This is a genomic window from Priestia sp. TSO9, from assembly GCF_021029645.1.
Classification (GTDB): Bacteria; Bacillota; Bacilli; order Bacillales; family Bacillaceae_H; genus Priestia; species Priestia megaterium_E.
Genome location: NZ_JAJEKD010000015.1, coordinates 1,344,320 through 1,365,191, shown reverse-complemented (window position 1 = coordinate 1,365,191; position 20,872 = coordinate 1,344,320). Strand labels below are relative to the sequence as shown.

Below are 20,872 nucleotides of genomic sequence, written 5' to 3'. Positions count from 1 at the left end.
TTCTATGTTCTTTTTGTATGGACAAATCTTTTCATTCATAACCAAAAAAGACGAGCATAAACTTGTACAAACAGGTAGAGGGACGGGGATGACATGAAAAGAAGCAAAAAAAGTATCATCTATCTATTTATTGTATTGCTATGTCTCAGCGGTTGGCCTTCCATATCATCTGCAGCGGGGAGCGTAAGTGCTCATAGTGCTATTTTGATGGAACAGAAATCAGGGAGAGTGTTATATGCTAAAAATGCAGATCAAGTTAGCCGAATTGCTAGCATTACAAAAATTATGACAGCAATACTGGCGATTGAATCTGGCAAAATAAATAAAATAGTTACCGTGAGCCACAGCGCAGTTGGTGTTGAAGGTTCTTCTGTGTATTTAGTTGAAGGTGAAAAAATAAAATTAAAAGATTTAGTATATGGCTTGATGCTTCGTTCAGGTAATGATGCTGCTGTAGCTATCGCAGAAGCCGTTGGAGGAAGCGAAGATGGATTTGTTTATTTGATGAATAAAAAAGCAGAAGAAATTGGCATGACAAATACAACATTTCAAAATCCGCATGGATTAGACGATCATGAAAATCATCGCTCAACCGCGCACGATATGGCTCTGCTCATGCGCTATGCAATGAATAATAAAATTTTCAAAGAGATTTCAGGAACAAAAGTCTATCGAATGAAGCACCCTGAAGAGAAATGGGATCGAGTGTGGAAAAACAAAAATAAACTGCTTACAACACTATATGCATACTGTACTGGCGGAAAAACAGGATATACAAAATTAGCAAAACGAACGCTTGTGACAACTGCTACAAAAGATGGAATGGATTTAATCGCCGTAACGATTAATGCGCCAGATGATTGGAACGATCACATTTCCATGTATGAAAATGCATTTGATAAATATGATATGACCAGTTTGGCTGCAAAAGGCGAATTGGCAGATATAAAGGATTCTTTCTATAAAGATCAGCTGTATATTAAACGGAATGTCGTCTATCCGCTCACCAAGAAAGAACAAAGCTCTGTAGAAGTAAAAACAACGTTAATTCAGCCTAAAAAGCAGTGGAAAGAAACAGGGGAAGTTCCAAATGTGGTAGGAAAGCTCGATATTTATAGAAGTGGAGAGACGATTGACAGTGTTCCAATTTATTTCGAAAAGCAGTCCGAGCAGCAAAAAGGTTTTTTTGATAAGGTGAAGCGATTAATGTTTATTCAGTCTGGAGCCAAAACAGATGGTTAATATTATTTGGATGCTGCTGACCATTATTGGAATTGTTTTTGCGATTATAAATGGAAAAATTGGTGATGTAAACAAAGCAATTTTTCAAGGAGCTGGCGAAGCAGTGACCATCAGCATTGGGTTAATCAGCGTGCTGGTCTTTTGGTTAGGGATGATGAATATTGCTCAAAGTGCAGGGCTTCTCGACAAGTTAGCGAAACTGTTTCGACCCATCATTACAAGACTTTTTCCTGATGTTCCAAAAGATCATCCGGCCCTAGGGTACATATTGTCCAATATGATGGCGAATATGTTTGGACTTGGGAATGCGGCAACTCCTCTTGGCATTAAAGCGATGGAGCAGCTTAAAAAGCTAAACGACGATAGAGACGAAGCAAGCCGTTCTATGATCACACTTTTAGCACTTAACACAACCAGTTTAACACTTATACCAACCACAGTTATTGCCATTCGAATTACGTATAACTCGGCTAATCCTACTGAAATTGTCGGTACCACGCTTTTAGCAACTGTTGTAGCTACGATAGGAGCTATCATCATTGATCGCTTCTTTTATTATCGACGTACACGAAAAGGGGGGAAACGAAAATGACTATGCTTAATCAAGTATCATTGATGTTTATTCCTCTTATCGTAGGATGTATTTTACTTTATGGAACCTATAAAAAAATTCCTACGTATGAAAAGTTTGTAGAGGGAGGGAAAGACGGATTACAAATTGCTTTTTCCATCATTCCTTACTTAGTCGGCATGTTAGTGAGCATCTCTATTTTTCGAGCTTCAGGAGCCCTTGATTTTTTCTTATCTGTTTTAAAACCTATGCTGCAAGCAGTCGGCGTTCCGGCTGAAATTGTACCTTTAGCTCTTATCAAACCGATATCTGGAACGGCTGCTCTTGGTATAACGACGGATCTAATTTCTACATACGGACCTGATTCTTTTATCGGTCGTTTGGCATCGACCATGCAGGGAAGTACAGATACCACATTTTATATTTTAACGGTTTATTTTGGAGCGGTTGGCATTAAAAAAATGGGAGATGCACTGAAGGTTGGTTTACTGGCAGATTTGGTAGGAATTATTGCCTCAGTTGTCATTGTAATCCTTGTGTTTGGTCGGTAAGAAATCGAAAATTCTACCTCTGAGTGGCAAATACACTTGTGTATTACTTCGTAAACAAGTAAGATGTTACAAGAGGTGAAGTGTTAATGGAACGATTACAAAAAGTAATTGCTCACGCAGGTGTAGCATCAAGACGTAAAGCTGAAGAATTAATCGGCCAAGGCCGAGTGAAAGTAAATGGAAAAGTTGTAAGAGAATTGGGCACGAAAGTAGGTCCTAACGATAAAATTGAAGTAGACGAAGTGCCGGTAGAAAGCGAAGCGCCCGTTTATTTTATGTTATACAAACCAAGAGGCGTCATTTCAGCTGCTAACGACGACAAGGGAAGAAAAACAGTCGTTGACTTCTTTCCACATGTAGAAGAAAGAATTTATCCCATTGGACGTCTGGACTATGATACGTCGGGTTTACTTCTTTTAACAAACGACGGTGAATTTGCTAATCAGCTAATGCACCCTAAATTTGAAGTGGACAAAGTGTATGTGGCTAAAATTAAAGGAATTCCAAGTCGTGAAAAAATCAGACAGCTGCAGCGCGGTGTGATGCTTGAGGACGGAAAAACAGCACCAGCTCGTGCAAAAGTTCTTTCTATTGATAAAAGCAAGCAGACGGCAATTGTAGAATTGACGATTCACGAAGGGAAAAATCGTCAAGTACGTCGCATGTTCGATGCAATTGGGCATTCTGTCTTAAAATTAAAACGTGAACGCTACGGACCTTTAGATTTACGCGGATTAAATGCAGGAGAAGCTCGTGAGCTTACAGCGCATGAAGTCAAACAATTATATTCAATGTCTCAAACAGGTAAGTAATTTTCACTTACCTGTTTTTTTTATGAAAAATGTCGTGAATTAGAAAAACAAGCAAGGTTTTTTGAAAAAATGTCGAACTTGTAGAATGAGAGGAAGACTTCACAAAAACGTCGAAATATTATTGGAAAGCCACTACCACAAAAATGATATAATGGTAGAAAAAAGCGTATTGAAAGCGGTTAAAAGGAGTTCGTGCCATGAAAAAAAAGCGCTTGATTATTCGAACAGTTATATTGGCAGTTTTGCTGTGCGCGGTTGGATATACCCTTTATGCTCAATTTTTTGCTGATAAACAAAAGGTATCGGTCGGAGATAAGGCACCTGACTTTATGTTAAGAGATGTTAATGGAGAAACTCATCAGCTATCAGATTACAAAGGCAAAGGAGTTTTTTTGAATTTTTGGGGAACATGGTGCAAGCCCTGTAAACAAGAGATGCCGGCGATGGAAAAGCAGTATGCCTCATATAAAAAGCAAGGTGTTGAAATTCTAGCTGTTAACGTTGCAGAAACGAATATAGCAGTAGAGCAGTTTGCTAAACAGTATGGGCTATCTTTTCCAATTTTGATGGATAAAGATTCACAAGTTTTGGGTGCATACGGAATAGATCCTCTGCCGACTACATTTTTAATTGATAAAAACGGAAAGATTGTAGACAGTTTTATTGGGGGATTGGAAGAGTCTAAAATAAAAGAATATATGGAAGAAATTAAACCATAGGGAGTGTTGACAATGAAACACGTAAAATGTGAATGTGGACACGTTAACCCGCATGGTACGATTTTGTGTGAAGCCTGTGGTAAGCCTATTGCAGAAGAAGCAACTGATAAATTAGTGGATATGCGTTATGAAGGAAGCGCAAGGCGATCGCAAACGTACAATAAAACAGTTATCGATAAAATATGGAATTTTTTCTCTTCTGTAAAAGTAGGTATTTGGATCATTATTGTAACGCTTGTTGCGTCTGCAGTCGGAACCATTTATCCTCAAGAAGCTTACATACCTCCTAATATGACAGCAGATGAGTATTACCAAAAGGAATATGGATGGACAGGAGAGCTTTATTATAAGTTAGGTTTTCATCATCTCTACGAATCGTGGTGGTACTTGCTTTTAATTGCTGCTTTAGGAATGTCGTTAGTCATTTGCAGTTTAGATCGAGTAGTGCCTTTGTACCGAGCTCTAAAAAAGCAGAGTGTAACAAAACATCCAAACTTCTTAAAAAAACAGCGTTTATATAGCACTTCATCATCGTGGACGGATCAAGATTATGAACATGTAAAAAGCATGATCAAAAAAAGAAGATACTCTATTCGTGAAGAAAACGGCAATCTGCTGGCTGAAAAAGGACGCTTTTCAAGATGGGGTCCATACGTTAATCATATCGGTCTCATTATCTTTTTACTAGGTGCTATGCTTAGATTTGTACCAGGTATGTATATAGATGAAGTTCTTTGGATCCGTGAAGGTGAAACAAAAGTTATTCCTGGGACGAACGGAGAGTATTTTTTGAAAAACCATCGTTTTACTGTTGAAACGTATGATAAAGATAGCGAAAGCGCCGTGTTTCAAGAAGCAATTGATCGTGCAGGGAATAATAAAGTAGCCAAAAAATATGAAGCGGATGTTAGTTTGTATAAGCGCGAAGGAAAGCTTATACCGGGAGCAGATCCAAAGTTAAAGAAAATAAAAGATTCAGAGATTCGTGTGAATCAGCCGCTTAAGTTTGAAGGATATGCCATGTATCAAGTGGACTTCAAGTTAAATGAGTTTAGCTCTATGTCTTTCCATTTAACAGATAAAAATGCAAATAGAAACGTTGGTTCACTTACAGTAGATTTACATAATCCCAAAGAAACATATGATTTAAAAAACGGATATAAAGTCAAGCTCATGAGTTACTTTCCAGACTTTTTCTTTGATGATGAAGGAAATCCAAATACAAAGACCAGAGTGCCTAACAATCCGGCTTTTGTATTTAAAATGATTACGCCTCAGCATAAAAAAGGGGAAGTTGCTTTTGTTGGAATTAGAGAGAACTTGGAGCCGCTAGGAAATAACGATTATAAAATGACCTTTGCTGGTGTGGAGACGAAAAATGTAACGGGATTAACCGTTCGCAGAGACTATACGCTTTGGTTTTTAGGAATTGGCGGAGCCATCTTTATGATTGGTGTGATTCAAGGGATGTATTGGAATCATCGCCGCATGTGGATTCAAAAAGTCAATAACGAGATATGGTTGGCCGCACATACAAATAAAAACTGGTATGGTCTTAAAAAAGAACTAAATGGTTTATTAGAATCAACATCTCTTACACAGTTAAAGGACCAAAATGATAAAGAAACAAAATAGGAGGAAAAAGCATGGATTACGCGAGTATAAGTAGTAATTTACTGTATGTGGCGTTTATTGCTTATTTAGTTGCAACCTTTTTTTTCGGAGGGGCTATTCGAGATAAGCGAGCAGCTCAAAAGAAAACAAAGTGGGCAACGTTTGGAATTGCGGTTACCATCATCGGCTTTATTGCACAGATTGGCTACTTCATTACAAGATGGATTGCATCAGGCCACGCTCCTGTTAGTAATTTATTTGAATTTACGACGTTTTTTGGCATGATGCTTGTTGGCGCATTTATTGTTATTTACTTTATTTATCGTCTTAGCATGCTTGGACTTTTTGCATTGCCGGTGGCTCTTTTGATCATTGCTTATGCAAGCATGTTTCCAACTGAAATTACGCCGCTGATACCGGCTCTCCAAACGAATTGGCTGCATATTCATGTTACAACCGCAGCTACGGGTGAAGCTGTGCTTTCCATTAGCTTTGTTGCAGGATTGATTTATTTAATCAAAACGATTGACCAATCCAAGCGAAATAAAAAAGCATTTTGGCTGGAATTCATCCTGTATACGCTTATTAGTACGCTTGGGTTTGTAGCGGTGACGCTGGCTTTTAATGCGGCTCACTACGAATCATCATTTAATTGGGTTAATAAAAGTGGAGAACAAGAGCAAGTCGTATATCATATGGTTCCGCTAGTGGGGCCGCATCAAAGTGAGTGGACAGACGGGAACGATATACAGCCGCTTATTGATATGCCGGCTATTATCAATGCTAAAAAATTAAATACGGTCATTTGGTCGTTAGCCAGTGGATTCGTCTTATATTGGCTGATTCGTCTTATTTTACGGAAGCGAATTGGAGCTGCGCTGCAGCCGCTTGTGAAGCAGGTAAACAGCGATTTGCTTGATGAAGTAAGCTACAGAGCAGTGGCGATTGGATTTCCTATTTTCACACTAGGAGCACTTATTTTCGCTATGATTTGGGCTCAGATGGCCTGGACGCGCTTTTGGGGGTGGGACCCTAAAGAGGTGTGGGCGCTGATCACCTTTTTATTTTACGCTGCTTTTCTTCATCTTCGGCTGTCGAAAGGGTGGCACGGTGAAAAATCAGCTTGGCTGGCAGTTGGCGGGTTTGCCATCATTATGTTCAACTTAGTGGCTGTGAACCTAATTATTGCAGGTTTACATTCATATGCGTAACCTTTAATAATAGAATAGAGGCTGAAACGAAGATATTTTAGTTGAAGAAAGATCCGAACGATGAGTTGAGATTCTTGATGAAGAATCTCATTCGTTCGGATTTTTTATTGGAATGGTGAACGTAGAGTTCATGTATGTAGGGGCTTCTAGCGGTTGATTGGAGGGCAAGGCCAAGACTTGCACGGAAATCAACAGCGGTGGAACAAGCGATCTCTACTAGCTTCTTTATTTTATTTGTTTGTCTGTAGGCTAGATGGATTTCGTTGCGTCTCAACCTCTTTTTGGTAAAAACAGCTGTTTTTCGTAAAGGTGTTCACGAATTGTCACATTGTTTGGGTATCATAAGTAGAACTCGCCGGTTTTTTTTTGTACACTAAGACTAGGAGGTTGAAAATACATGCAAAACGAACAAAGATTACTGCTAGTAGACGATGAAGATCGCATTAGACGATTGTTAAAAATGTACTTGGAAAAAGAAGGATACATCATTGAAGAAGCAGCAGATGGGCATGAAGCAATCGAAAAAGCGTTACACATAGATTATGATTTGATTGTATTAGATTTAATGATGCCCGGCATAGATGGTATTGAGGTTTGTAAACAAATTCGGGAGAAAAAAGCAACTCCTATTATCATGCTTACAGCTAAAGGGGAAGAAGTAAACAGAGTCCAAGGGTTTGAAGTAGGTACAGATGATTATATCGTTAAGCCGTTTAGCCCAAGAGAAGTGGTTCTTCGCGTAAAAGCACTGCTTCGACGTTCTTCTCAAGCAACGTTTATTCAACCAGAAACAAGCGTGAAAAATCTTATTGTCTTTGATCACTTAACGATTGATAATGATGCACATCGCGTTACAGCAGACGGAAAAGAAGTTAACTTAACTCCAAAAGAATATGAATTATTATGCTATCTCGCAAAAACGCCAGATAAAGTATACGACAGAGAGCAGCTGCTGCGTGAAGTATGGCATTATGATTTCTTTGGAGATCTTCGTACGGTAGATACGCACGTCAAGCGTTTGCGTGAAAAGTTAAATCGTGTATCGTCACAAGCGGCGAAAATGATTGTAACCGTATGGGGAGTAGGGTATAAATTTGAGGTTGAAAATAACTGATGTTTTGGAGAAGTGTAGTTGGTAAACTATGGTTTACTATCCTATTGCTCGTCACGCTTGTTTTATTTATTTTGACTATTTTATTGCTTCAGTTTTTTGAAAATTATCATGTTGTAGATGCAGAAAACCGTTTAACTAAAACGGCTGCTAAAATCTCTACCATTGTGCAGGAAACGGACGATGAAAAATTAGGACTATCCATTGCTCGTGAACTTGCAGACCAAGCAAGTGTAGTTATTGTTCAAGATAACGATTTTTATTGGCATTCCACACATCCTGATAAAGAAAATAAGAAAGCTATTTCGGCCATTGTGAAGCAAAACGATCAGCTAAATCAAGTGGTTGAAAAAGGTAAAGTAATACGGGAAAAAATGTACATGACCACAAAGAAAGACACGAGTGATGAGCCTTTAATGTTTGTTGTCGGCGTACCTTTAATGAAAGATAACAAACCGACAGGCGGCGTTTATTTGTATCAATCTCTTTCTGAAATTGAAGAGCCCGCTCAATATACGACTAAGTTCATTTTATTGGCTGCAGGTATTGCTATTATTTTAACTACTATCTTTGCTTTTTTCTTATCTACTCGAATTACAGCGCCTCTTAGAAAAATGAGGCAGGCGGCATTTGAAGTAACAAAAGGCAACTTTGATACAAAAGTACCTATTTTAACTCACGATGAAATTGGAGAGTTAGCGATTGCTTTTAATCAAATGGGCAGGCAGTTAAAGTTTAACCTCAATGCGCTTAATCAGGAAAAAGAGCAGCTTTCAAGTATTTTAAGCAGTATGGCAGACGGTGTTATTACGTTTAGTAGAGACGGATCGATTTTAATTACCAACCCCCCAGCGGAGCATTTTCTTCAGACTTGGTATTACGAGCAGGATGTCAACAACCAGCAGGTGCCTGAACTTCCAGCAAACGTCGTCCATTTGTTTCAAACGGTAGTAGAGACTGAAACAGAGCGAAGTGCAGAATTAAAAATTCAAGGGAAAACGTGGGTCATTTTAATGTCACCGCTCTATAATCAAACGAAAATTCGCGGTGCTGTAGCTGTACTACGGGATATGTCTGAAGAGCGTAAACTTGATAAATCGAGAAAAGATTTTATTGCAAATGTATCTCATGAATTACGTACACCTATTTCTATGCTTCAAGGTTATAGTGAAGCTATTATTGACGATATTGCAAGTACGGATGAAGAAAAGAAAGAAATTGCACAGGTGATTTATGATGAATCACTCCGTATGGGCCGGCTTGTAAATGAACTTTTAGATTTGGCGCGAATGGAAGCGGGACATGTGCAGCTTCACTTAGAATCTGTAGCAATGGTTGAATTTACAGAACGTGTTTTGCGTAAGTTTCAAGGGTTAGCTAAAGAAAAACATATTAAACTGTCTCTTAATGGAAAAATAGAAGATGAATTTGAAGCGATGATTGATTCAGACCGTATGGAACAAGTGCTGACAAACTTAATTGATAATGCTATTCGTCATACGGATGACTACGGAGAAGTAAAGCTGCATCTTGATAAAAGTCAATCCGAAATCCATCTTTCTGTTCAAGATACAGGAGCAGGCATTCCGAAAGAAGATCTTCCATTTGTATTTGAACGATTTTATAAAGCGGATAAAGCCAGAACGAGAGGGAAGTCAGGAACTGGTCTTGGGCTTGCAATCGCCAAAAATATCGTGGAGGCACATCAAGGGATCATTGCGGTTGAAAGTGAATTAAATGAAGGAACAACTTTCTTTATCAAACTGCCAAAGTAAACACATGCTAAATAACAGTTTGTTCGTCTGAAATAATAAGAATAACAAAGAGATGTGATTCAGTGGAGAATCACATCTCTTTATTTTTTCTATAAACAAGTCTAAAAGAGAAGGAATTGGCATATAGTATGTTTTGTGTGCAATGATCTACATAGGAGGTTCTTTCTTCATGATTGACGTGTTAAGAAGAATATTGGTTGTATTAGTGATGGGATTGTGTATAGGTCTTTTATTTTTGGGCGGGCAAATGGTAAAAGCAGAAGAGAAGCAGTGGGAGTGGCCGGTTGAAGGAGTCTTAACTGATATATTTGGTTCACGTCACGCCAAGCACTTTGGAATTGATATAGCAGCACCTGTTGGTACACAGGTGTATGCTGTTGCAAAAGGAGTGGTGAGCCGCTCTTATTATTCAAATACATATGGACAGGTTGTTTTTATCAAACAAACAAATGGATACGAAACGGTCTATGCTCATCTAGAGGAACGTTTTGTTACAGAAGGAAATCGTGTAGCGGCAGGTCAAAACATTGGACGAGTTGGCAATACAGGGCGATCTTCAGGTGCACATTTGCATTTTGAAGTTCATCAAGGAAGTTGGAATCCGGATAAAACCAATGCAGTAAACCCACTTGCCAAATTGGACAAGCAAAAACTATCGGCATACGTAAAAAGCGATTTAGCTGCCACGGTTTTTCAGCAGTTACATCAGACTTCTGATAACTGTATTCTTATCCATCAAGGAGATACATTATCTGAGCTCGCAGTCAAATATGAAGTAGATATGGATCAGCTAAGAAAGTGGAATCATTTAGAAAATACGATGTTAAATGCAGGACAAGTGTTAAAAATAAGTCCATAAAAAAAGAGCCGCTAAGGCTCTTTTTTCAATGTCACAATTCAATACGCTGTATGGTCACAATTTCGCTTGTTTGTTTTAACGAAGAGATGACAGAGTCATCTAAAAGTTTATCAAACGTAAGCATCATAATAGCTTCTCCGCCTTTTTGCTTACGGCCTACCTGCATGGTAGCAATGTTAATACGTAAATCTCCAAGTACTTTTCCTACACTTCCAATAACTCCGGGCTGATCACTGTGACGGATATAAAGAAGATGTCCTTCCGGATAAAAATCAATATCAAACGAATCAATATTAACAATTCGAGGTCCATAGCCTGCTATATAGGTGCCCGTAATGGTAAATGTACGCTGTTCGCCTGTTACGGTAACGTCAATCATATTGGAATATCCTTGCGTATCTTCCGATGTTTTTTCACCAAATGTAATTCCTCGTTCTTTGGCAATCATAGAAGCGTTGACTTCGTTAACAGGTGAGTCGATACGATGAGTTAAAAAGCCTGATAATAAGCTCCGTGTAATATAAGTGGTTTCCAAATCCGTCACTGTGCCTCCGTAGGAGATAGAGATATGCTGAACAGGTTCTCGCATGCATTGAGATAAAATAGCTCCCATTTGTTTAGTAAGGCTCGTAAACGGCTGAATTTTTTCAAAAACTTCTTTAGAAAGCGTCGGTAAATTAATGGATGAGCTTACAGGATTACCTTCTAGAAAACGCAAAACATCATGTGCCACGTCTTCAGCAACGTTAAGCTGGGCTTCTTTTGTAGAAGCTCCTAAATGGGGAGTTGTAATAACTTGATCAAAATGTAACAAAGGGTTATCAATCGGCGGCTCAACTTCAAATACGTCAATAGCTGCACCTTGAACATGGCCAATTTCTAGATAATGAACTAGGGCTTTTTCATCAATGATCCCGCCGCGTGCACAGTTTAATAAAAACACGCCCTTCTTTGTTTTGGCTAACGTGTCATGATTCAGCAATCCCTTTGTTTCTTTCGTAAGGGGAGTGTGCACGGTAATAACATCCGCTGCTGCTAGTAATTCATCCAGGGATAATAGTTCTACGCCTAGCTTTTCAGCTCGGGAAGATGTTAAAAAAGGATCGTAAACGTGAACGCTCATATTGAAGGCTTTTGCGCGTTTGGCAAGCTCTGAGCCAATTCGTCCAAATCCGATAATGCCCAGGTGTTTGCGATTAAGCTCTGTTCCAACAAATGCTGAGCGGTTCCATTCGCGCGCTTTAACTGAAGCATTTCCTTGGGGAATATGCCGAAGCAAGCTAGCCATCATAGCAAATGTATGTTCCGCCGTTGAAATGGTATTTCCGTTCGGCGCATTAATAACGACAACCCCTCGTTTGGTTGAGGCTTCAATATCAATATTATCGACACCTACTCCAGCACGGGCAACAATTTTTAAATTCGGCATTTTTGCCAGCAAATCCTCTGTAACCGTCGTAGCACTCCGTACTAAAAGCGCATCGTACGTATGCAAATCATTCTCAACTTCTTCAACTTTTTTTCGCGTAAGATTCACATGAGGAGCTTCAAGTAGTGGAGCAAGACCTTCATTGCTAATTGAATCAGCTACTAATACATTATACATGACGTGAACATCTCCCTTGGATTTTACTATCATCAAATATTTGATAATTTACCATGTTAAAAAAATTCTGTCAATTATATTTTTTAAACTTTACGATTAGTTATCAAATACGCCATTATAAACGTAAAATTGAAACTATAAATATGTCATATTGCTGTTTGTTATGCACTTATTTCCTTATTTTACATATAAAAACAGAAATGAAGTTTATAAAATACATCAAATTAATAGGAATTAAAGAACTTCTTTATTTACTTTTAATTCGAGATAACATATAATAAATTCATAATTAAATATTGGTCTATCTTCGGGGCAGGGTGAAATTCCCGACCGGCGGTAAAAAACAAATTGTTTTGAGCCCGCGAGCTTATATGTAATACATACGAGCAGATTTGGTGAAATTCCAAAGCCGACAGTACAGTCTGGATGGGAGAAGGTGGAGGTTCAGCGTTCAAAACCTAATGTGATGAACGTTTATTAAATATGCCTGCCATGTCTCCTCTCAACGAATCATTTGTTGGGAGGTTTTTGCGTGGGGATATAAAGTTGAACCTTTCTTCTTTGAAGAGTGGATCACAAAGAAGGAGAGAGGCAAGATGCAACAAAGTAAGAAAACTCAAAAGCTGGTCATACTAGGAATGTTAAGTAGTATTGCTTATATTTTAATGATGATTAATTTTCCAATTCCTGGATTGCCTCCGTTTTTAACAATTGATTTTAGCGAAATTCCTGCACTCGTAGCAGCACTTATATTTGGACCGATGGCTGCTGTTATAGTAGAAGGAATAAAAAATTTATTGAATTATTTAATTCAAGGAAGTGCTACAGGGGTTCCAGTTGGTCAAGTGGCGAACTTTGTGGCTGGTTTGCTGTTCGTTCTTCCTGTATCATATATGTTCAACCGATTTAAAACGGCTAAAGGCGTAACGATAGGTTTGGTTACGGGTACGGTGGTAATGACGGTACTCATGGCTGTCTTAAATTATTATGTCTTCTTACCAGCGTATACAATCTTCTTGCAATCGCCAGAAATGTCTAGTGAACAAGCACGTCAATATATCGTTGCAGGTATTTTGCCGTTTAACTTAATAAAAGGAGCAGCAACAGGGGTTATCTTTGTCTTATTGTTTTCAAAAATGAAGCAATGGATCACACGTCGCATTGCTGTTTAATTCAATCGCTCTCCCGGTGAGAGCGATTTTTATATATAAAAAAACCTGCAGCATGTACACTACAGGTTTGCTCAATACTTATTCGAATTTATTAGCATCGCCTTCGAATTTTTCATCCGCTACGCGAATTGAATCCGTAGGGCAGCCTTCCATTGCATCCATCATATCATCTTCTAGATCTTCTGGAATTTCTACTACACCTTGGTTATCATCTAATGTTACGAATGCAATACCTTCATCATCATAATCATAAATGTCTGGTGCTGCTGCTCCGCAAGCGCCGCATGCGATGCAAGTATCTTTATCAACAATTGTATATTTTGGCATAACAAGACCTCCTGTAAAGTGTTCGAAAATTTCTCATTATATAATCTCTTCGCGAATCAAGAGTGAAATTTCTCCTTATTCATTGTAAAATGATTTATAAAACTTTTCAATAGAAAAGTCACTGAGAATGCTTATCAAATCAAGGTTTCTTCACTTACCCAAACGTTTTGATACATAAAGGAAAGAGCTGAAAAGCCTTTATCTCACATGCTATTGGTCACTTTTGGTACAATGAATGAGAAAGGAAGTTGACACCTTTGAATTATATTCAAGTTAGCATTTTATTTTGTATAAAACAGTTAAAAGGTGAGCGAACCGCCTATGGTATTTATCATTTATTAACAGGTAAAAAGTCAGCTCAAACGATTCAAGACGGAAAATTTTTTGGAATTTCGTTTCTTTTTCAGTCATTTGTTTACTTAGATAAACGGTCTTTTGAAACCTGCGTTGCATATTTAAAAGAACAGCAGTATATTGAAGAAACTGAAAATCAAAAGTATGTGATGACAGATAAGGGACAAGCACGCCTTGAAGATGAACTGACGGCTCGACCCTTTCATCCAGCTTTAGACGGATGGAAATTCGCAAGCAGTACTCAATTATTTTTAGCAAGAATCACTTTGTTCATTCAGACCTTATCAAACCTACAGTATTTTCAAAAAGGGTTTTTACCCATCTCCAAAAATCCTGAGGTCATTCAATGGGTCAAAACGTATATTATGTCTCAAAAGCAAACGCGTCAAGAGTTAGCCGCCGAGCTATTCAAGGAGCTCCGAACGTGCTTGAAAGATTGTACGGAACGGGATGCGTCTCTTTTTGTTTTGCAGCTGACTGGATACCAAAGAGTCGGCTTTACAAAAAATCAGTTAGCATATCAATATGAACTCGATGAGCATTATGTTCATATTCAACTTTTAGGGGTTATTCACCATATCATTGAAAAAGTGAGTAAAAATAATGAAAGCTTTCACGTGCTTTCTTCTTTTTTACGTGATCTATATTTAGAATTGCCTTTGACAAGCTCGACGTTAAAAACGTATAGCTGGCTTCAAAAAGGCAAGACGCTTGAAGAAATTGCTTATATAAGGCGTTTAAAAGAAAGTACCATTGAAGATCATATTGCAGAATTAGCTCTGTTTGTTCCATCTTTTTCAATCGATGCATACGTATCGCCTAAGCAGCAGGAAAAAATTATCGCAGCCTTTGAAGGTTTGCGGACAAATAAATTAAAGGTGATAAAAGAAGAAGTAAAAGACGACGTTACCTATTTTCAGATTCGTCTCGTATTAGCAAAACATTTTACCTGATACTAAAAAAAGTGGTGTTTGATGTGAAGATAGAACAACTTCTACAGAAACAATTTGGCTATAGCCAATTTCGACTAGGACAAAAAGAGATTATTCAAGATATTTTAACAGGTCATAATGTGTTAGCGGTTCTTCCTACAGGAACAGGGAAATCATTGTGCTATCAGCTCCCAGCTTATTTGTTGAACCGACCGGTGCTGATTGTATCTCCTTTAATTTCACTGATGGAAGATCAAGTTCAACAACTAAAGGCAAGCGGAGAAAAGCGAGTTATTGCCTTAAATAGTTTCCTACAACAAGAAGAAAAACAACGAGCGCTAAAAAATTTAGCTTTTTATCGTTTTATTTATGCATCTCCTGAAATTTTGCAAAATGGTTTTGTAGTAGAAGCATTAAAGCAGGCAAAGGTAGGCCTTTTCGTTGTGGACGAGGCGCACTGTATTTCTCAGTGGGGACATGATTTTCGTTTAGATTATCTACAGCTAGGAGATATATGGAAGGAACTTGGCAGTCCGCTATGTCTGGCACTAACGGGAACTGCGACTAGGGAAGTAGTGGAAGATATTAAGCGCTACTTATCGCTTCCTGCTGTCAACGAGCACATCTATTCCATGAATCGAAGTAATATTGCGATGAAAGTTGATTTTGTTGCAAGTATTGAAGAAAAAAAAGAGAAGTTACTGATGTACGTTAGTGAACTGCAAGGTCCGGGAATTATCTATTGTTCCAGCCGATCTTGGACAGAAGCATTAACACAGCTTCTAAAGGAAAATGGGATACAGCGAGTGCAGTATTACCACGGAGGAATGGAACCGAATGAAAGAATGCTTGTTCAACAGCAATTTTTAGAAAATCAGCTTGATATCATTTGCTGTACAAGTGCATTTGGAATGGGGGTTAACAAATCGAATGTTCGCTTTGTTATTCATTTTCATACACCTACGCAGCTAGAAGCATATGTACAGGAAATTGGAAGAAGTGGACGCGATCAGCGAAACAGTATTGCGATCTTGCTTTATGCTGAAGGAGACGATGATTTTGCTCATTCTTTACTTGAAATTGAGCTTCCTTCTTCAGATACCATCTTATACTGCTTGTCGTATTTACGAAACCATGATCAGGCCATTCCTTTAAAACAAGTAGAGTCTCACTTTCTTTATACAGTGGGTGTTCAAGAAACACATTGGCGATTTATTCGTTATTATTTGTACAGAGAAAATGTAGTGAAAAATGAACATGTTGAACCCTGGAAAATTCCTGAATCGATGTATGAAACGATTGTTGCAGCTGTAAATAAACGTCTTCGAAACAAATATGACAAGTATCGTGCGATGAAGGGGTTTATTGAGACAAAAGAATGCCGTCGTCACGTGCTGCTTGGCTATTTCGATGAAACGGGAAAATCAGAGCTTGAGAATTGTTGCGATTGCTGCGGTTTGAATTTAGAAAACTATAAAAAAACAAATGGTGAGCAGGAGCAATGGACATTTCAAGGCTGGGAATTAGAATTAGCTCGTTTGCTTCGTCAAGGAGAGATATAATGGCAAAATCACAGCAAGAGCTTATTTCATCCATGACAGATGCAGAGCTAGTTAAAAATTTATATGTAACACAGCTGCTCATCTGCTTCATTGCTTTAGGCATCGGTTTTTTTACATTCGATTCATGGAATTCCTTTTCGCAGTTTTTTCAGCTGGATTGGTCTTCTATTTTATTGTACGGGGGAGGAACAGCTCTCTTGGTAGTAGGAGGAGATATACTTCTAATGAAATGCGTACCTGAGCATTTATACGATGACGGAGGGATCAATGAACGTTTATTTGCTAATCGTTCTGTTCCTCATCTGATCCTTATTTGCCTAATCGTTGCATGTTCAGAAGAAATATTATTTCGAGGGATTATACAAGTTCAGTTTGGCCTCTTTTGGGCGAGTATTGTATTTGCACTCGTTCACATTCGATATTTAAAAAAGTGGTTTCTTTTTATTTCGGTTGTGTTTTTAAGCTTTTTAATAGGGTTACTTTTTTGGTGGACTGAAAATTTGTATGTCACGATTTTTACTCATTTTCTCATTGATTTTTTATTGGGCCTGCAGATACGAAAATCAAAAGGGGAATCTGCACAGCCAGAAGAACTAATGCAGTAAAGGTTAAGGAAACAGCCATTATTTTCAGTGCTACCCACATAATCTTTTATGTTCCCTCATATGTTGTACTAGCATACGAGGGGGGTGGAATGATGGAAAACAAAGTGACAGACTTTGAGAGCGATGAAACACTTCAATATATATTAGCGAGCGTTATTAAAAGAAAAGAGACAGTCAATAAGCTGAAAGCTAAAGAGAAAAAATGGAAGCTTTTGTTTTTAGCCAGTGTAACGGCTGTTATCAGCTACTTTTTTTTCCTATTTCAAAGCGGTTTTTTTACGACGTTTAGCGAATTTTTTTCGTTTTTGTTAGGCAACATGGGACATTTGATGTTTCTATTGCTTACCGTCTCACTTTACTTTTATACTGTACAGCTGCAGAAAAAAAGCGAGAAAGCAGAAAAGACTTTCCAAGATTTGCGCTGTGAGATTATTAAAAGAAGCAAAGAGCTATGGGCGACGCCTGAAACATGGGAGCACCGAAAAGAAACGTTCCGCTGGATGCAGTCAACCTATGGAATTAATTTATATCATGAAAACAAATAGAATCGCATGAAAAAGCCTCTTTTTACATAGAAGTTTAGTGAAGGGGGTTTTTTTGTGAGGGATTGGTTTAACTTGCTGGCTGCGTGGTTATGCAGTTATTATATCAGCAGTTTAACGGCTGTAGGCTCAAAAGCTTCGTTAACCTATTTACTTATTCAAATGATTTTACATCCGTTAGATGTGTTTAGTATTATAATCTTGTTTTTCACGGCTCTTTTTTGTCTGTCAGCGGCAGTTCGTAAAGTGTTTCTGCAAAGTCGGTTGCTTCTAAAAGGCTATAAGGTAAATTGGCATGAATACCTTGTTTCATGTCTATGTGTGATAGGAATTTTATGGTTAAGTGCAATTGCGCTTTATCAAGTAGTAGGTTTGTTAACAATTGCGATAATTTATGCCCTTTCTTCTTTAACAGAAACACATCGGGTATAAAATGAAAAGAAGGAGAATATATGGTTATTCTTTTAATGGTTTTAGCGTTAGGCATAGGCTTGCTGATTTTTATGTTTTCAGAAGCTCATCGTACATATGTGGAAGAAAGAACGATTCATTTATCAAGATTTCCTGAAAATCAGCAGCCTTTGCGCCTGTTTTTTATATCGGATATACATAAGCGAACAGTTTCGTCGAAGCTGTTGGAAAAAATACCGGGCGAAGTAGATTTTGTGATCATAGGCGGTGATTTACTAGAAGGAGGAGTCCCTTTATTGCGGGCTCGTCAAAATATTCAACAGCTTAAAACGCTAGGACCCGTCTATTTTGTGTGGGGAAATAATGATTACGAAGTAGATCAATTGCAATTGAAGCAGATGCTTAAAGATGAAGGAGTTATTGCCCTTAAAAATGAGCATGTCTTTGCCGTTTCTAAAGATGGTACTACATGCCACTTTGCAGGGGTAGATGATTTATCAGAAGGTCAGATGAATCTAAAGAGAGCTGTTTCTTCCATTGAACCTGAGCAGCTTACCATTCTTCTAAGCCATAATCCTGATGTTATCTATTATGTAGATGAAGAATTAAAAGTAGATTTAATTTTGAGCGGGCATACACACGGGGGACAGATACGCTTATTTAATTTGGGTATGTATGAATTAGGAGGGCTGAAAGAAAAAAGAAAGATTCCTCTTTTTGTGAGTAACGGATATGGTACAACCTCTTTGCCTCTCCGTTTACAAGCTAGAGCTCAAACGCATTATATCACTTTAAAAAGGAAAGAATAGCCTTGAACAAACTCTTTACATAGCATATACAAATTTTACACACAGGATAACTTATCCTATAATTCAATTAATAGATACAGTTCACGAAGAGTAGTTGGAGGTTACGTATGGCTCACGAAGGGAAGTATAATATTAAAGCCATCTCAAATATGGTCGGAATCCAGCCGGGAACTTTGCGTGCATGGGAACGACGCTATCAAATTTTAAATCCTGTCCGCAATGAATCCGGGCATCGGTTATATACAGAAGAAGACTTGCGGAAATTAAAATGGCTCACGGAAAAAGTGAGCGGAGGTTTTACCATCAGTCAAGCGGTTTCGTTATTAGAAACGGAAAGCAGTACAGTAGGAACCTTTGAAGAAGAAGGAGAAGTAGATTCCCCTCAAAAAATTAGGGATGAGCTGTTAACGATGCTTTTATCTTTTGAAGAAGGAAAAGCACAGGATTTAATTAATCATGCTTTTAGCCTGTATTCGGTAGAAAAAGTGGTTATTGATATTTTGGGTTCTCTACTCGTGACGGTTGGAGATATGTGGGAAAAAGGGCAAATTACAAGTGCTCATGAGCATTATACGACCCAAGTATTAAAAACGCGTATCAGCATGATTTTTTATTCGCTGCCTTCAAATGGCTTATTGCCTAAAGCGATTGCTGTATGCGGACCTAATGAGACACATGAAGTGGGACTCCTAGTCTTCACGCTATTTTTACGCCGTAAAGGGTTTGAGGTTATTTATTTAGGAAGCAGCATTGAAGATAAAGATGTTGAGTTAATTGTTAAAGAAGTAGACCCAACGTTTTTATTTATGTCATGCACAATGATGGAAAATGCCGAGAAAACACTAAATTTGACGAACCAAATGATAAAGAAATTCCCGCATCTCAAAGTAGGATTAGGCGGTTATGTGTTTGATGGTTTAGATAGCAAAAGAAAAGACGAGGCTCAGCCGTTTATTTTAGGAAATACGAAAGAAGAGTGGAACAGCTGGCTAACAAAAAAATTAGCAGAAATTGATTGAGAATAGCTTGTCTTTCCTATCATAAACCTGTAAACTCGTAAGTAAACATCACGAACCGTTTTCCAAAAAATACATATACTGCATTATCGAACCATGTGGTTATGAGTGCAAGCGGGGAGGGACGCTAATGAGGCTTGAACGATTAAACTATAATAAGCTAAAAGTTTTTTTGACCTACGATGATTTAAAAGAAAGAGGGTTAACAAAAGAAGATCTATGGACAGATACATTCAAAGTAAAACAGCTTTTTCGTGAGATGATAGAGCAAGCTTCTCAAGAACTGAACTTTGAACCTACAAATTCTCTTTCGGTAGAAGTTTTTTCACTTCAAGCACAGGGAATGGTTGTATTTGTGACGAAGCAGTATGAAGAAGAAACCAGCTACGGTGAGTTCGATGAAGACGAGTTCGAGGACTTCATTGAAATGCAGGTCATGCTAGATGAAAGCGAAGACATGTTTTTTGAGTTTGATTCATTTGAAGATGTCATTCAGCTGACCAAACGCATGTCAAACTTTTACGATACGGATAGCGTGCTCTATTCATTTGAAAAACGTTTTTACGTGCTGTTGGATTATCACATGCTGTCACCGGCTGAAGTTGGGAATATGATTGCGGTTTTGGCGGAGTATGGAAATCCCTCTACAATTACAAAGCACCGCGTAAATGAATATGGAAAAATGTTAGTAGAAAAGAGAGCTCTGGAGTATATTAACTCTGTCTTTTCTTAACTGTTTAATTGAAATAATTACACCCGTGAAGGATAAAACACTTTTATTAAAATAAGAGTGGCTGCACTTTCAGCTTGTACAAAGTTGTTGAAAGTGCTCTTTATCACCGGGTGTTTTTTATTTTTTTAAGACGATTAAAGCATACTAGAAAAGAGGCAGACTTAAAACATTGTAGCATACCTTGTAAAGTTATTGGAAGCGTTTTCTTGGAAGAACACAAAAAATACTAAAAGTTCGATATTTTCCTTTGCAATGTAAAACTAAGGGTGTATACTATGTCATGAAAGAAGCACCATTCAATTAAAAACGAATAATTTTCGATACATTTTAGGAGGTTT

At 38.1% G+C, this 20,872-nt stretch carries 21 protein-coding genes and 1 riboswitch; of the genes, 19 read left to right on the top strand and 2 right to left on the bottom strand.

What is annotated here, in order from left to right:
- The first annotated feature begins 93 nt into the window (after nt 1–93).
- The 10 genes from LJC66_RS22205 to LJC66_RS22160 all read left to right on the top strand — a co-directional run bounded on the left by LJC66_RS22205 (nt 94) and on the right by LJC66_RS22160 (nt 10,465).
- A complete protein-coding gene (locus tag LJC66_RS22205; protein ID WP_230933553.1) occupies nt 94–1,242 on the top strand; it encodes a D-alanyl-D-alanine carboxypeptidase family protein in 1,149 nt (382 codons plus the stop codon).
- Entirely contained in the window at nt 1,235–1,834 is a 600-nt protein-coding gene (locus LJC66_RS22200) for a nucleoside recognition domain-containing protein (RefSeq protein WP_050688201.1), read from the top strand. The genes LJC66_RS22205 and LJC66_RS22200 overlap by 8 nt, the downstream gene beginning before the upstream one ends.
- Complete coding sequence (locus LJC66_RS22195; RefSeq protein ID WP_013084923.1) at nt 1,831–2,364, top strand: spore maturation protein; 534 nt, start codon at nt 1,831–1,833, stop codon at nt 2,362–2,364. Before LJC66_RS22200 ends, LJC66_RS22195 begins: the two co-directional genes overlap by 4 nt.
- An 86-nt stretch (nt 2,365–2,450) precedes the next feature.
- A complete protein-coding gene (locus LJC66_RS22190; protein WP_013059055.1) occupies nt 2,451–3,176 on the top strand; it encodes a pseudouridine synthase in 726 nt (241 codons plus the stop codon).
- A 197-nt stretch (nt 3,177–3,373) separates the two neighbouring features.
- Nucleotides 3,374–3,895 (top strand): thiol-disulfide oxidoreductase ResA, encoded by a 522-nt coding sequence (gene resA, locus LJC66_RS22185; RefSeq protein ID WP_230933552.1) that lies wholly within the window; start codon nt 3,374–3,376, stop codon nt 3,893–3,895.
- 12 nt (nt 3,896–3,907) lie between these two features.
- A complete protein-coding gene (gene resB / locus LJC66_RS22180; protein WP_230933551.1) occupies nt 3,908–5,530 on the top strand; it encodes a cytochrome c biogenesis protein ResB in 1,623 nt (540 codons plus the stop codon).
- Between the two features lie 11 nt (nt 5,531–5,541).
- Nucleotides 5,542–6,720 carry a c-type cytochrome biogenesis protein CcsB gene (ccsB, locus tag LJC66_RS22175; protein WP_195695938.1) on the top strand — a complete coding sequence of 393 codons (1,179 nt, stop codon included), beginning with the start codon at nt 5,542–5,544 and terminating at the stop codon, nt 6,718–6,720.
- Between the two features lie 397 nt (nt 6,721–7,117).
- The gene (locus LJC66_RS22170; protein ID WP_013059051.1) at nt 7,118–7,834 is read left to right on the top strand and encodes a response regulator transcription factor; all 717 of its coding nucleotides are present in this window, start codon (nt 7,118–7,120) and stop codon (nt 7,832–7,834) included.
- Nucleotides 7,834–9,606 carry an ATP-binding protein gene (locus tag LJC66_RS22165; protein WP_071270826.1) on the top strand — a complete coding sequence of 591 codons (1,773 nt, stop codon included), beginning with the start codon at nt 7,834–7,836 and terminating at the stop codon, nt 9,604–9,606. The genes LJC66_RS22170 and LJC66_RS22165 overlap by 1 nt, the downstream gene beginning before the upstream one ends.
- Nucleotides 9,607–9,775: 169 nt before the next feature.
- Nucleotides 9,776–10,465: a peptidoglycan DD-metalloendopeptidase family protein gene (locus LJC66_RS22160; protein WP_050688206.1), complete on the top strand. Its 690-nt coding sequence runs from the start codon at nt 9,776–9,778 to the stop codon at nt 10,463–10,465.
- A gap of 31 nt (nt 10,466–10,496) precedes the next feature.
- Here the strand turns inward: LJC66_RS22160 and serA are convergent, their stop codons facing one another.
- Nucleotides 10,497–12,071, bottom strand: coding sequence for a phosphoglycerate dehydrogenase (gene serA, locus LJC66_RS22155; RefSeq protein WP_230933550.1), 1,575 nt, complete (start codon nt 12,069–12,071; stop codon nt 10,497–10,499).
- A 299-nt stretch (nt 12,072–12,370) separates the two neighbouring features.
- Nucleotides 12,371–12,513, top strand: a riboswitch (FMN riboswitch).
- A 154-nt stretch (nt 12,514–12,667) separates the two neighbouring features.
- Here serA and LJC66_RS22150 point away from each other — a divergent pair.
- Nucleotides 12,668–13,243 carry an ECF transporter S component gene (locus LJC66_RS22150; RefSeq protein WP_230933549.1) on the top strand — a complete coding sequence of 192 codons (576 nt, stop codon included), beginning with the start codon at nt 12,668–12,670 and terminating at the stop codon, nt 13,241–13,243.
- A 78-nt stretch (nt 13,244–13,321) separates the two neighbouring features.
- On the opposite strand, the gene LJC66_RS22145 is transcribed toward LJC66_RS22150, so the two are convergent.
- Nucleotides 13,322–13,570 (bottom strand): ferredoxin, encoded by a 249-nt coding sequence (locus LJC66_RS22145; protein WP_013059046.1) that lies wholly within the window; start codon nt 13,568–13,570, stop codon nt 13,322–13,324.
- 257 nt (nt 13,571–13,827) lie between these two features.
- Between LJC66_RS22145 and LJC66_RS22140 the strand changes: the two genes are divergently transcribed.
- The 8 genes from LJC66_RS22140 to LJC66_RS22105 all read left to right on the top strand — a co-directional run bounded on the left by LJC66_RS22140 (nt 13,828) and on the right by LJC66_RS22105 (nt 20,534).
- Entirely contained in the window at nt 13,828–14,877 is a 1,050-nt protein-coding gene (locus tag LJC66_RS22140; RefSeq protein ID WP_230933548.1) for a YpbB family protein, read from the top strand.
- 23 nt (nt 14,878–14,900) lie between these two features.
- Nucleotides 14,901–16,418 carry a RecQ family ATP-dependent DNA helicase gene (locus LJC66_RS22135; RefSeq protein ID WP_230933547.1) on the top strand — a complete coding sequence of 506 codons (1,518 nt, stop codon included), beginning with the start codon at nt 14,901–14,903 and terminating at the stop codon, nt 16,416–16,418.
- On the top strand, nt 16,418–17,023 hold the full coding sequence (locus tag LJC66_RS22130; RefSeq protein WP_230933546.1) for a CPBP family intramembrane glutamic endopeptidase: 606 nt from the start codon (nt 16,418–16,420) through the stop codon (nt 17,021–17,023). The genes LJC66_RS22135 and LJC66_RS22130 overlap by 1 nt, the downstream gene beginning before the upstream one ends.
- A gap of 89 nt (nt 17,024–17,112) precedes the next feature.
- Nucleotides 17,113–17,568: a DUF2663 family protein gene (locus LJC66_RS22125; RefSeq protein ID WP_050688211.1), complete on the top strand. Its 456-nt coding sequence runs from the start codon at nt 17,113–17,115 to the stop codon at nt 17,566–17,568.
- A gap of 54 nt (nt 17,569–17,622) precedes the next feature.
- Nucleotides 17,623–17,997 (top strand): hypothetical protein, encoded by a 375-nt coding sequence (locus LJC66_RS22120; protein ID WP_230933545.1) that lies wholly within the window; start codon nt 17,623–17,625, stop codon nt 17,995–17,997.
- Nucleotides 17,998–18,017: 20 nt separating this feature from the next.
- A complete protein-coding gene (locus tag LJC66_RS22115) occupies nt 18,018–18,785 on the top strand; it encodes a metallophosphoesterase (protein WP_230933544.1) in 768 nt (255 codons plus the stop codon).
- Nucleotides 18,786–18,892: 107 nt separating this feature from the next.
- Nucleotides 18,893–19,804, top strand: a complete 912-nt coding sequence (locus LJC66_RS22110) for a MerR family transcriptional regulator (RefSeq protein WP_230933543.1) — start codon at nt 18,893–18,895, stop codon at nt 19,802–19,804.
- Between the two features lie 127 nt (nt 19,805–19,931).
- Nucleotides 19,932–20,534, top strand: coding sequence for a genetic competence negative regulator (locus LJC66_RS22105; RefSeq protein ID WP_013084906.1), 603 nt, complete (start codon nt 19,932–19,934; stop codon nt 20,532–20,534).
- Nucleotides 20,535–20,872 lie beyond the last annotated feature (338 nt).